The sequence below is a fragment of the Dyadobacter frigoris genome (assembly GCF_005280585.1).
GTDB lineage: Bacteria > Bacteroidota > Bacteroidia > Cytophagales > Spirosomataceae > Dyadobacter > Dyadobacter frigoris.
The window spans coordinates 475,132-487,719 of record NZ_SZVO01000002.1 but is presented as its reverse complement, the minus strand read 5'-3'; the positions used below and the strand labels follow the sequence as shown (position 1 = coordinate 487,719).

Annotated in this window: 10 protein-coding genes; 9 read left to right on the top strand and 1 reads right to left on the bottom strand. The window is 37.0% G+C overall.

Going from position 1 to position 12,588, the window contains the following annotated elements; genetic code table 11:
• Positions 1-2: 2 nt before the first annotated feature.
• The gene (locus FDK13_RS05720; RefSeq protein ID WP_137339024.1) at positions 3-1,097 is read right to left on the bottom strand and encodes an AAA family ATPase; all 1,095 of its coding nucleotides are present in this window, start codon (positions 1,095-1,097) and stop codon (positions 3-5) included.
• 392 nt (positions 1,098-1,489) lie between these two features.
• On the opposite strand from FDK13_RS05720, the gene FDK13_RS05715 reads away from it, so the two are divergent.
• From FDK13_RS05715 to FDK13_RS05680, 9 genes are all read left to right on the top strand, one after another.
• Entirely contained in the window at positions 1,490-2,044 is a 555-nt protein-coding gene (locus FDK13_RS05715; protein ID WP_137339023.1) for an antirestriction protein ArdA, read from the top strand.
• Between the two features lie 158 nt (positions 2,045-2,202).
• On the top strand, positions 2,203-2,376 hold the full coding sequence (locus FDK13_RS35305) for a hypothetical protein (RefSeq protein WP_170982716.1): 174 nt from the start codon (positions 2,203-2,205) through the stop codon (positions 2,374-2,376).
• Between the two features lie 44 nt (positions 2,377-2,420).
• Entirely contained in the window at positions 2,421-4,001 is a 1,581-nt protein-coding gene (locus FDK13_RS05710) for a recombinase family protein (RefSeq protein WP_137339022.1), read from the top strand.
• 162 nt (positions 4,002-4,163) lie between these two features.
• The gene (locus FDK13_RS05705) at positions 4,164-5,369 is read left to right on the top strand and encodes a site-specific integrase (RefSeq protein WP_137339021.1); all 1,206 of its coding nucleotides are present in this window, start codon (positions 4,164-4,166) and stop codon (positions 5,367-5,369) included.
• A gap of 349 nt (positions 5,370-5,718) precedes the next feature.
• The gene (locus FDK13_RS05700; protein WP_137339020.1) at positions 5,719-6,318 is read left to right on the top strand and encodes a GIY-YIG nuclease family protein; all 600 of its coding nucleotides are present in this window, start codon (positions 5,719-5,721) and stop codon (positions 6,316-6,318) included.
• A gap of 1 nt (position 6,319) precedes the next feature.
• Positions 6,320-8,347 carry a ParB N-terminal domain-containing protein gene (locus FDK13_RS05695; RefSeq protein WP_137339019.1) on the top strand — a complete coding sequence of 676 codons (2,028 nt, stop codon included), beginning with the start codon at positions 6,320-6,322 and terminating at the stop codon, positions 8,345-8,347.
• 74 nt (positions 8,348-8,421) lie between these two features.
• Positions 8,422-10,665, top strand: coding sequence for an ATP-binding protein (locus FDK13_RS05690; protein ID WP_137339018.1), 2,244 nt, complete (start codon positions 8,422-8,424; stop codon positions 10,663-10,665).
• Positions 10,655-11,788, top strand: a complete 1,134-nt coding sequence (locus FDK13_RS05685; RefSeq protein ID WP_137339017.1) for a hypothetical protein — start codon at positions 10,655-10,657, stop codon at positions 11,786-11,788. Before FDK13_RS05690 ends, FDK13_RS05685 begins: the two co-directional genes overlap by 11 nt.
• A complete protein-coding gene (locus tag FDK13_RS05680; RefSeq protein WP_137339016.1) occupies positions 11,766-12,518 on the top strand; it encodes a hypothetical protein in 753 nt (250 codons plus the stop codon). Before FDK13_RS05685 ends, FDK13_RS05680 begins: the two co-directional genes overlap by 23 nt.
• Positions 12,519-12,588 lie beyond the last annotated feature (70 nt).

The following is a 12,588-nucleotide window of genomic DNA, read 5'->3' as shown; positions in this document are numbered from 1 at the left end:
ACCTAGATGTTTTTGTTTAAAAAATTTCTTACCTGTCTGATGGATATCTTCATCCTTTCGGCGATGGCCACTTGTGGAATACCATTGTCATTTAAAAATTCCACCAGCTTTTCGATGGATAAGTCTCCATGGTTGGTAAATTCAAAAAGCTCTACCAGTAGATCTTCATAAGCAAGTGTTTCACGGCCATTAATGATCGTATGCGCCTTTGCATTGTTGATGATGCCCTTTATATCGGATGGAGACTTACCCGTCAGAAGTTTCACAAGTTTATCGTGACGTCTTTCATCATCTATAAAGTCTGTTTTGAACCCTGCTGTAAAAACTTTAATCAGCTGTGATACCTCAGCCTCCTGAGGAGCGCCAATCTCAATAACCGTATTAAACCTGCGCCATATCGCTTTATCTAAGAGCTCTGGATGATTGGTAGCGGCGATCAATATATTGTGACTTGCAAAAGCGTCAATGTTTTGCAATAGACTGTTAATCACTCTTTTAAGTTCACCAAGTTCATATTGATCGTCTCTTGCTTTTGCGATAGCGTCGAATTCGTCAAGAAAGAGTATGCACGGTTTGTTATCTGCAAAATCAAATATCTTTCTGATATTTTTCGCTGTGTTTCCAAGTAAGGATGATACTATCGCATCAAATCTCGCTACTACCAGCGGTAGGCCTGTTTTGTCGGAGATGTATTGCGCAACAGTTGTTTTTCCGCAACCCGGTTTTCCGTATAAAAGAAGTGTGTTGGTAGTTTCAATTCCATTTTTGATCAACTCACTTTGGTGTTTTACAACATTTATAAAGTCATCAATTTTATTTTCAATTAACTGAGGTAGTATAACCGGAGTTCTGCCACTAAGAGGCCTAGAAATATCGACTATGCTAAGTCTGCTTTCCTGATCAACGGGAGTGGTCAGAAGCTCATCCATTACAACGGTTGTAGCGGGACCGTTTTCGATGGCGCGTAAAATCAGTTTTGCCATTTTTTCGTCTCCATCCTTCGCCAGTTTATCGGCTAACAGCTTTGAGTAGTTGTGTACTTTTTTGAAGTCCTTAGATAATCCCCCTTCAATAATTTTTAATATCTCCGTATACATAGCAGAAAAGTTTGATTACAAAATTACGCATATCGTAATTAAAAATCAAAATATCGTACAAAATATTTAATAGTCGTAATAATTTACACAATAAGTGTAGTTAGATGATTCTTTTGAATTCTCGATGGTTAAGGTTAATTCAATTTCGATGAGTTTTTTACGACTTGTAAGAGTCTATCGCACAGGTTGTCAGTCAGTGCAACGAAAGTTACAAAGCCAAAAATGATGGCTTCAAGAGTAGCCTGCTATTTACCGCGGCTTAATGCCGCTCCTTAAACCGCTGGCTACTCTTGCAGCCAAAGGGGGTAAACCCCGTCATTTTTTCTTTGAGTGGAGGTAGCGATTGCCCTGAGCACAACGCCGGGCTAAGCTACTTTTAAAGACTTTCAATCATGAAAAATCTTGAAAACACTCCAAAAATTTATGTTGGAACTTACTGGCAGTATAATGACGGATCGCTTTTCGGTAAATGGTTTGATCTCTCAGACTACTCTGATTGCAAAGAGTTTTATAAAGACTGTTATGAATATCACCGAAATGAATTCCTGCCTGAATTAATGTTCCAGGATTGGGAATATATTCCGGATTTCCTGATTTCAGAATGCAGTCTGCATGAGGACACATTCAAGTACTTTGAACTGACGGATGAAATGGGCGAGGAACGCGCGGAGGCATTTGAGATTTACTGTTCCAGGATCGTATCATGGCCTTCAAACGGAAATGATTTAGATGAAACGCTACAAGGATTTGAAGAATCGTATCAAGGTTGCTTTTCAGGATCGATGAAAGATTCGGAAATAGAATTTGCATATCAATATATCGAAGATACGGGAATGCTATCGGACGTGCCCGAGCTGTTGCAAAGATATTTTGATTACGAAGCTTATGCAAGGGACCTATTTTTAGATGGCTATTCACAGTACGAAGGTCATGTTTTCATGGATTGATTATTAAACGGCACGGTCTGATTTAGGAAGATCAGGCCGTGTTTAGTTGCATAAAAGCAGAAATGATATTCTTTTCATTCCGGAAAGTATCGCCGGAACATCTTGATGGCCCTCGAAGATTATTTTGCCGCATGTTGGACTAAAACAAGGTGAGCAGGATGGAGGCGTTAGAAAAAGAGAGGGTATCCCCACAAAAAGCGGTGGAAGTGTTAAGTCGTGAAGGACTCGAGGTAACTGAAATTCAGGCTAAGAAAATCTTGGAGTTTTTAGAAAAATTGGCTAATATAGTAGTAAGCCAATGTCTTAAAGATTTAAAGGATGATGTTTTGTAACATGATCTGATTCATTAAATTATCTGTGAGGTAACCATATTCAGATGAAAACGGCAGATTTATATGTCCGCGTCAGCACGGACGAGCAGGCAGATAAAGGCTACTCCCAAAGAGGACAGGAGGAAATGCTTAGAAAGTATTGTGGCATCAATCATATAGAGGTAAGAAAGGTGATTTATGAAGACCATTCGGCCAAGACCTTCAACCGCCCCCAATGGTCACAGTTGCTGCTGGACCTAAAAAAATCAAAAGGCAAGGTGGATCTGGTTCTTTTTACCAAATGGGACAGGTTCAGCCGCAACGCGGGCGATGCCTACCAGATGATCAGTATACTTAGAAGGTTGGGCGTGGAGCCCCAGGCTATTGAGCAGCCGCTAGATCTTTCTATTCCGGAAAATAAAATGATGCTGGCCTTTTACCTGGCTGCACCCGAAGTGGAAAATGACCGACGGGCACTCAATACGTTTCACGGCATGAGAAGGGCCAGAAAGGAAGGCCGGTATATGGGTGTAGCTCCGGTGGGTTACATAAATAAGATCACTGAAAGCGGCAGAAAATACATCGCACTACAACAGCCGCAGGCATCCGTCTTAAAATGGGCCTTTGAAGAATTGGCGCAAGGTATATATTCGGTAGAAGAAGTCAGAAGACAGGCGGTTCGTAAAGGACTCAGATGCAGCAAAACCTGCTTCTGGCGTGCAATCGAAAATCCGCTTTATTTCGGTAAGATCTTCATACCCGGTTACAAGGATGAAGAGAGCCGGTTAGCGCAAGGGCAGCATGAAGCGCTGATATCCGAGAATCTGTTTTACGAAGTACAGGATTCGATTGACGGAAAAAAGAAGAGACAGCGGCCTAATGTGAAAGAAATATCCAATGATATGTTTCCGCTGCGGGGTTTTCTGAAATGTCCTAATTGTCACAGGCTGTTAACGGCAAGCGCTTCGAAAGGTAGAAACGGCAGGTACCACTATTATCACTGTGTGGCCTCCTGCGGGCCAAGATATGCGTGTGGCCGACTCAACGATCAGTTTGTAAAAGAACTTCAAAAGTTTAAACCCCACAAAGGTGTGACAGAGCTTTTTAAACTGGTTGTAAACAAAGCATTCAAAGGACAGACAAAGCATTCACAAACCGAGAAGAAACATGTCCTCGACCAGATTGATGCACTGAACAATAAACTTGGTAAGGCAAGAGAGCTTTTATTGACCTGTGATATTGATCCAAAAGACTACCGGACGATGAAATCAGAAATAGAGGAAAAGCTTGTGCGGTTGGAAGCCAATTTAACGGAGATGACAACGAGCGTCAACAGTCCAGTAAATCTTGAAAAGATGCTGGATAGGGCAGTGAACGCACTTTCAAACATCGACCTTGTCTACACAAGATCAGATACAAATCAGAAGCGTGAGATCATTGGTTCGATGTACCCCGAAAAACTGGTGTTTTCAGAAAGTGGATATCGAACCACAAAAATTAATGAAGCAGCAGCCCTTATCTTTCAGATAAACAGCGACTTACGGAAAGAAAAAAGCGGAACTTTTAGTGATTTCTCACAAAAGTCCCGCTTTGTACCGGGGACGGGAATCGAACCCGTACGAGCCTTACAGCTCACAGGATTTTAAGTCCTGCTATTTATGGTTTCATGTGGTTTGATATGTATTAATATTAATTGATAATCTGATAGTTAAGTATATTTTGTATCATAAAAATATTTATAAAAACTCGATTTGTTTGGCATATGTTTGGCGAAAATCCATTACATTTGTTTATCAAACAGATCGGATATGGCATCAGTAAGCATAGTTCTTCGCAAAACTCCTAATAGAGAAGGGAAACATAACCTTTATCTACGGATAATAAAGGATAGGAAAATTTCACAAACAAGTATCGGTCATAGCGTTTCGCTAGCGGATTGGGACGATGCAAGGCAAATAATCAAGAAATCACATCCCAACTCTGCAAGACTCAATAACCTGATTGCAAAAAAGCTAGCTGAGGCGACTGACAAGCTTGTGGAGATGGAAACTAACAAAACTGACACTTCTGCAAAGGCTATAAAAAGGGCAGTTGCAGCATCCAAGGATGGTACTTTTTTCAAACAAGCAAAACTTTACCTGGACCAACTTAAAGCCACAGGGAAGTTCAATCAGAGATCTGCTGACGAGCCTAGGATTAATCGATTCAAGACATTTCTAAAAAATGAAGACATCAATTTTTCTGAAATCAGTTCCGGCTTATTGACAAAATTCAAGGCTTATCTGATAGGAACGTTTGGCGTGACGGAAAGGACAGCAGTCAATCATTTAGTGGTGATCAGGACTGTATATAATAGAGCTGTTGCAGACAACATTACTGATAGGAAAAATTATCCTTTTGGTAAAGGGAAGACCGTAATCAAGTTTCCTGATAGTTTAAAAATCGGTCTAAATGCGGAGGAGGTAAAGTTAATGGAAGAAATAGATCTACCACTTGGTGAAAACCATGCGCGAAATCTTTGGTTGGTCTCGTTTTATTTTGCAGGGATGCGTGTGTCAGATGTTTTAAGGCTTAAATGGTCAGACTTTCAAAATGATCGCCTTTATTATTCTATGGGTAAAAATTTGAAAGCCGGATCATTGAAGGTGCCAGACAAGGTGCTTGAAATCTTGAAACAGTACCCACGAGGGGCAAATGCCCATGACCTAGTATTTCCTGACCTAGCTAAACTGCCGGATCTTTCGAAATTATATGAAGTTCAGAGTTATATCAAAACGAGGGTTCGAAGCTGTAACGACTATTTAAAAAATGTTTCCAAGAAATTAGAAATAACGAAACCGTTATCTATGCACATTGCGCGCCACACGTTTGCGCAGATATCTGCGGATCGTATTCCAGCCAATGTTCTTCAAAGGCTTTATCGGCATTCTGATATTAAGACAACTATGGGTTATCAGAGTAATTTTATTAATAAAACGACTGATGACGCATTAGATTCCGTGATAAATTTATAGTGCACTGTTATATTGTCTGCAATAGGCTGAAATCTGCATGGTAAGTTGAATTAATCACCCGAGAATAATTCTTTATCTATAACCAACTAGTTTTAGAAATAATATTTTCTTATTTAATCAATATTTCAGAAGCAAGATGTAAGTTGAGATCAACACATATTTTTTTACGGCTGGATAAGCACAACAGGTTGAAGTATCTAAGTTATTTTGCAATCGCTTCCGTTTGAAATTTCGAATAATTAACAAGTTGCACTGATGTGGTATTCTATTATTTATTAAAAGTAGAAAATTGATTTACGTACCTTGTCAATATTAAACCCGTGGTTATCTACCGACTCCTCCTGAATCGATGAAATATAATGACTTTGAATTCAATAAACTGGATTATTTAAAGAAGAATGTGGATGATCCTAAAGATGGAATTCCTTCTGACTATGGTATTTATCAATGGGTTTACTGGCCAGCATTTGACGCAGACCGTATTGCCACTAATGATTTGATCAATACTTTGAAAGAATACTCCAGCCGAAATTTTTACATTGAAGAAGAAATTAAAGGCAAGTACAAATTTCATGCAAAAATTTGGGAGCAAGGTTTCAGAGACAATGCCAACATGTTTGGGCTAAGTGATAAAAAGCACTCAGAGCTAGAAGCATACCTCAGGAGTAGAACAAATATTCAAGCTTTCTATGAATTTTTTAAAGAGATCTGCTTCGTTAGACCTTTTTACTTAGGTAAAGCAAATAACCTCAGATCGCGACTATCTCAACATTTCAGTGGCAAATCAAACGTTATTGCTGAAATTGTTAAAAGTAGTGTGCCTGATCAACATGTTTGGGTGGGATATAGAAAACTTCCGTTTAGCCCTGCTGAAAGTTCTATCAATAATATTTATGAAGAGATATACTCACGCAGAGTCAAACCAGGATTAACGATAAAACCTGATTAAAATGAATGAATTAGACGACTTTGATGCAATAGAAGGCCAAGGTTTTAAAAAGTCAAATGTAAATTTTTCAAATGTCTATCCAGTGCGAATGGGAGGCTTTGGAACGACAACTGCGATTAGAACATACCTCACAACTTTAACTGTCGGTGAGCTTAAATCTGATGTTTCTCTTTATGATACACTAAGTAATGATAAGGAATGGCCAATTAGTCAAATTATCCAGAGAGAGGTAGATAAAGATAGAATTAGTGAAATTTCAAAAAAGTATCTCCTCGGTCAGGGACGGGACGTTAAATACTTTCCACCCATAATTGTGGCACTATTACCAAGAGAGTCTGATGGTAGCTTTTCAAAAGTTTATAATTTTACTGCTGATCAATCGCCAGAATCAAAAGAGCTAATCATTGATAAGTCACAGTATCGTTCGAATACTAAATTTAAAGAATTACTGATCTCGAAGGACAACGAAAGTATAATCGATGGGTTATATTTTTTCAATACTTCTCATGTATTTCAACATAACATTTTATGCTGGGATAAAGATAAATTTTATGCTGTTGTAATAGATGGACAACACAGGCTTGAAGCGTTAGTAAAAAGTCAAGAACTTGATACACTATATCATTCAGCCCAACAAGACGTCGTCTTTTTAGACGTAAGTAATTTAATCAGAGAAAAGAATGTCTTAACTCCTGTTCAAGTTTTACGGACAGTATTCATTGACATTAATACAAACGCCAGGTCAGTTGGTTTAGTTAGAAGAATATTAATGGACGACAAAGATCTCGCTTCCTTGTGTGTGCAATCTTTAGTCGAATCGGTCAATAAAGATGGCACTTCTAAACTAAGTGGCAATTTTATACCATCTATCCTAATCGATTGGTATGGAGATAGTCTTAAGCATGAGTTGCCACATATAACTGGCTTACTGACAATGCATCAAATTATAAGTGATGAACTTGTTGACCGGAGATTAGTATCAATTGAGGATCATAGAGATTTAAATAGAATAAAAGACTTTAAGAATATTCTAAATAATTACTTTTTTGTTGATCATACCATAGCAAATGATACTGATTATCAAGAAATAACGCCAATACAAACTTCATTTAATGAATATTTGAAGGAAAGAAATGTTACGCTAGAAATTTTTGCGGAGGAACTAAGCGAATATGCGTTGGAAAGCATATTATTTACTTATGATTATCGTATATTGGATGTAGCACAAAAGAATTTTGAGAAATACTATCTTCGGTCAATAGTGCAAATTTTTGAGAATATAATTCCTAATATTAAGGTGATTGAGAAATTAGACTCTTTAGGAGCTTTTAATATCACCTCTAATTTATACAAGGCATTACTTTCGAAAAGGCGAAAAATTTTGGAAATTTCTCACCTTAAAAAAGCCTATATTGATGCTAGGCAAATTTTGAATAGCGAATTAAATCAGCAATACTACCTTTTGTATACTGTAGTGGGACAGAAGGCTGTTTTTAAAACTTTTTTCGAGAGATTAAATCAAATATTTAAAATTGGGAGTACGGAGGATACTGTTTTAGTAACTCAGAAAACCTTCGTTAGTAAGTTTAATTCAATGTTATTGATTTTAGACTCCAATAATTGTTTTCTTTTTGGAAAAGATGAGATTTTGATTGATGTATCAGATGAACTTGAAGAGTACGGTACATTAGCATCATCATTCTGGGAAGGGATATTATTCGAAGATAAAAGGATTATTTACAATTCTCAGGGTGTCAGAGCGTTCGCTGATATTATAAAATTAATTTTTGAGGTACAAGCTAAATTGGAAAGCAAGCCGAGTATTGATGATACAGACTATCAAGACCTTATGAGTTTCTCTATTAGATTTTCGACGCAAAGGACAAAGAGGATGCTGAGCAAAAGATTTGGATACAAGACCGACCTTGAATGGGATAGAATTAGCAATTTAATTCTGTCGGAGAAACGACGGTATTTGATTGATCAATATTCAACTGCATTCAGATTGAAGACAGAAGCTAAAATTTAGTTTTTATTTATAAGATTTTAAATGGAGCTCGTTAGAGATTGTTCAAATATCATAATGCTGAATTTATAACAGAAATGGAAAATAATGATTTGAATTTGTCTTCCTTAAAATTTAGTGTTGATGCTGGACTTATTGATAGACTGGGAAGAGAACTTGTCGGCAGAGCTGAAACGGCACTTTCTGAACTTGTCAAAAATTCATATGATGCTGATGCGACGCAGGTTGATGTGGATTTTATAGATTCTTCAAAAAAGGGTGGGACACTAATCATAAAGGACAACGGAGTCGGCATGACCTTCGATCAACTAAGAGATGGTTTCATGACCATTTCTTCTACCGATAAAATTCATAATCCAAAGTCCGTTCGATTTGCGAGAGGAAAAGCAGGTAAGAAGGGAATTGGAAGATTTGCTACCCAACGTTTGGGAGAGAAGCTGACGATCATTACACAAACATTAGATATCGATAATGCTATAAGGCTTGAAATAGATTGGACAAACTATAAAATTGATACCAACATTGGTTCAGTAAGTAATCCATATACATATGTTCCGAAAGTTCAAAAAGAAGGAACAGTGCTTATCATTGAGAATTTGAGAGAATGGTGGTCAGAGAATGACATCAAAAGGGTTTATCGATACGTATCTGATCTTCTACAACCCGATTACATTTCGGATCGAAGCGAGGTTTTACGTTTGGCAAACCAAACAGATGAGTCCTTTAGGGTCAGATTCAAACAAATTAACAATGAAGTTGAGAGAATTATTGCTGATCCAGATAAAATGCTTTTTAGTAAAGCACTGGCAGTTATAGAAGGATTTGTCGATAAAGTTCATGATGGATTTTATACGATCACAAGCAGCAGCCTAGATGTGGGTAACGAAATTGTTGAAATTAGTCATAACAAACAGTATAGTGTTGATGAAAAGCCAGACACAAAATATAGAAATTTAAATGAACTACATTTCAAAGCATATTATTTTATTTATAATAGAGAAGAATATTACACAAACATTTCGAAGATTGAATTATCCAACATTCTAAAATTGTCCAAAGAGCAAGGTGGTATTCGATTATATCGAAATGGTTTTAGGGTGTTACCTTATGGAGAACAAAAGGACGACTGGTTAGAGATCGATAGTAGGTACTATAATGAATCAGGAACAAATGCTCCATTTGGAAATAAGAATTTGTTTGGTTTTGTGGAAATTATTGATCCCACCGGTGTATTATTTGAAGAAACAGCTAGTAGGGAAGGCTTAATCGAAAATGATGCCTATCGAGAATTGACAGATTTTGTACATAAAGCTTTAGAGGCAGCTAGAAACCGATTACGTTACAGCGTAGAAAAAATTAAGAAACAAATTCGTGTTACCAAAGTTAACACAGCCACGGGGGTGGTAGAACCTGAAAAAACTACAGCTGAGAAGCTTTTGCAATTAGAAAAGGCAATTGATGTAATTTCAATTATTACTTCAGCCGGAAGTGATCAAGATAAGAAAAATACCAGTGAAGCTAAAAAAGCTTTGTCGGCGATAAAAGAAGAGGTCAACCTGATTTTGCAGGAACTTGGAATGGTACGTGTGCTTGCTGGTTTAGGTCTGACAATAGGTGAATTTACTCATGAAGTTGTACAGTTTTCGCCATCTATTCTCGGAGATTTAAGTGTTATTAGTAGGCAAAAATTAGATAGTTATGGCATCAATAGTTTGGAAAACCTTAGACGAACTATACATGTCTTTACGTCATACACTTCTTATTTTAACTCTACGGTCTCAGCAAACGTAAGTCGGGAATTAAAACCTCAAATATTAGACGAAGTTGTTCGTCATTTTAAAAATATAATTGATGCTGATTTGACAAAGCTTGAAACGGTAATGACTGTGGAGTTTTATGGATATGATTTAATAACTATACCAATGCACGCATCAGAATGGAGTTCCATTCTTTTCAATTTATACACTAATTCTAAAAAAGCTATTCGCAGGAATAAACAAACTGGGGAAATTAAAATAGTTGTTGGAAAGGAAGATAAAAATGTATATTTAGAATTTTCAGATAACGGAGATGGGATTCCAGAAGAAAACAAAGAGAGGATATTTGATGCGTTTTTCACTACATCTTCACCAGTCGGATTTGACGCATCAGATGATGAAAAGCTTACAGGAACTGGATTAGGTTTGAAAATAATGAAAGATATTATTCAAACTTATGGTGGTTCTATTAGCTTGATAAACCCAGAACGAGGTTTTTCTACATGTTTTAAAATACAATTACCATTGGCATCTAAAAAACAAATTGAAGAGTATGGCGTATAAGTACATATATATTGATGATACCCAGAATGAAATAGAGCAGGGAACAATCAATGGTCTGGAAATTGGTAGAGAAATAGAAATAACATTTAAGAAACCAGCTGATTGGGAAACATTAATTTCAAGCATCACTGAAATGATGCCAGATTATAATGGTATTATCCTTGACTTAAGATTAAATGGTAATCCTTATGAGGGAAATAAGTATGCACAATACAGGGGAAGTACCCTAGCACAGGAGCTAAGAACATTATCTAAGGAAAGTTTAGAAAGTAAAGATTTTCCGATTATTCTAGTGTCGGCAGATGAAAACTTAGAGAAGTCATTTGATCCAACAAGCTTGGATTTGTTTGACCTTATAGTTAGTAAAAATATTCTAGGAAACGATAAGAAAATGCCCTTCGAGCTATTTAGGGATAAATTGAAATGGCTATCCGATGGATATAATTATTTAAATGAATGCGACAATTCGATAGAAGGAATTTTGGGTAGAAAGCCGATTCCCCAACTTGATACAAGATTTTTAGATGCATTGAGGGCTAATCTTGAGAAACCTAAACATATTATTGCTAGATTTTTAACCAAGCAAATTATCGGAAGGCCGACATTTTTGATAGATGAAAGATATTTGTCCGCTAGATTAGGTGTTGATCGAAGATCTGGTGATTGGGGAAAACTGATTAACAATTTCTTGCCGGCAGACATGAAATATGTAGGTGCTTTCTCTAATTATTATACAAGATGGTGGATGCAGGATCTTTATTTGTTCTGGGAGGAGAAAGTTTCTGATACGTTTGACATTAGAAGCACTGGTTCAAAGAAAAAAGTTGAGCTGCTAAGTGCTAAGAGTGGTCTTACGAAGTTAACTCCGTTAGAAAAACAATCGGATTCTAAAAGTGATTCTTTTTGGGTTATTTGTAAGGCGACAGGAGTTGCTATCGATACTACAGACGCCTTTATTATTGCGGGTCAGGATGATAAGCATGCCTGGCAAGAGCATGAATATGTATCAGTTAAAGAGGCACTCCGGCCGACGGCATTTTTTGGGATAACTTCTATAGAAAAACCTAGACTTGAAAAACTTAAAGCATTTTTAGAGAAAAATGAAAAAAGAGTTAGAGAATAAACAAATTGCTGCTGATCTATGTAAGCTAGCCATACTTTTAAATACATATAATCTTTGCGGGGATGTTAGTCCATTGGATGGCGCAGGGCAATCTTTCATCGAAACGGAATCCAAAATATGGAAATATAATTTGCGAAAAATTACATTTAATGATGCTGACGAAGTGGGAGGGCGTATGCCTTCTGAATCGGAACAAATTTCTGTTTCCTTATCATTATTTATAAAAAGTTCAGGAGTGATCGGAGATGAAGTGTCCAATCCATTGTCAGAGTTAAATGTTGACATAGAAATAGGTGGACAACGACTTAACTCCCGAACCTATGAAATTGACGATTTGTATTCTTCGTGGCATTTGGACTTGCATGAAGAAGAAATGGGTGATGGTTCTCCCAAATTCTCTCACCCATTGTACCATTTTTCTTTCGGTGGAGAAAAAATGGAAGGAATGGGTGAGGACCTTATAGGCAACACAATAATTCTTCCGGCACCTCGGCTAATGCATCCACCAATGGATGCAGTTTTAGCCATTGACTTTATCCTTCAAAATTATTTTATTAGAGAGAAGATCAAAAAACTACTCAGCGATCCGGAATACAAAGAAATTGTAAGAAATTCTCAATTAAGACTTTGGAAACCTTATTTTGCCTCGATATATTCCTTTTGGGATAAGGGCAATTTTAATGTTCATGAAAACTTCAATTGCAGTAAGGTATTGCCGTTTTATTGCTGAAAATATCCTTAGTTGAGTACGTTTATGGAACATCGTGTGCCGATAATAACTTCCAAAAATCTGAAACCCC

Bases quoted from the DNA above. Each gene is read 5' to 3' on its own strand.
- FDK13_RS05680 (WP_137339016.1), top strand. From the start codon at position 11,766: ATGAAAAAAGAGTTAGAGAATAAACAAATTGCTGCTGATCTATGTAAG.
- FDK13_RS05690 (WP_137339018.1), top strand. From the start codon at position 8,422: ATGGAAAATAATGATTTGAATTTGTCTTCCTTAAAATTTAGTGTTGAT.
- FDK13_RS05700 (WP_137339020.1), top strand. From the start codon at position 5,719: ATGAAATATAATGACTTTGAATTCAATAAACTGGATTATTTAAAGAAG.
- FDK13_RS05710 (WP_137339022.1), top strand. From the start codon at position 2,421: ATGAAAACGGCAGATTTATATGTCCGCGTCAGCACGGACGAGCAGGCA.
- FDK13_RS05685 (WP_137339017.1), top strand. From the start codon at position 10,655: ATGGCGTATAAGTACATATATATTGATGATACCCAGAATGAAATAGAG.
- FDK13_RS05705 (WP_137339021.1), top strand. From the start codon at position 4,164: ATGGCATCAGTAAGCATAGTTCTTCGCAAAACTCCTAATAGAGAAGGG.
- FDK13_RS05715 (WP_137339023.1), top strand. From the start codon at position 1,490: ATGAAAAATCTTGAAAACACTCCAAAAATTTATGTTGGAACTTACTGG.
- FDK13_RS35305 (WP_170982716.1), top strand. From the start codon at position 2,203: ATGGAGGCGTTAGAAAAAGAGAGGGTATCCCCACAAAAAGCGGTGGAA.
- FDK13_RS05695 (WP_137339019.1), top strand. From the start codon at position 6,320: ATGAATGAATTAGACGACTTTGATGCAATAGAAGGCCAAGGTTTTAAA.
- FDK13_RS05720 (WP_137339024.1), bottom strand. From the start codon at position 1,097: ATGTATACGGAGATATTAAAAATTATTGAAGGGGGATTATCTAAGGAC.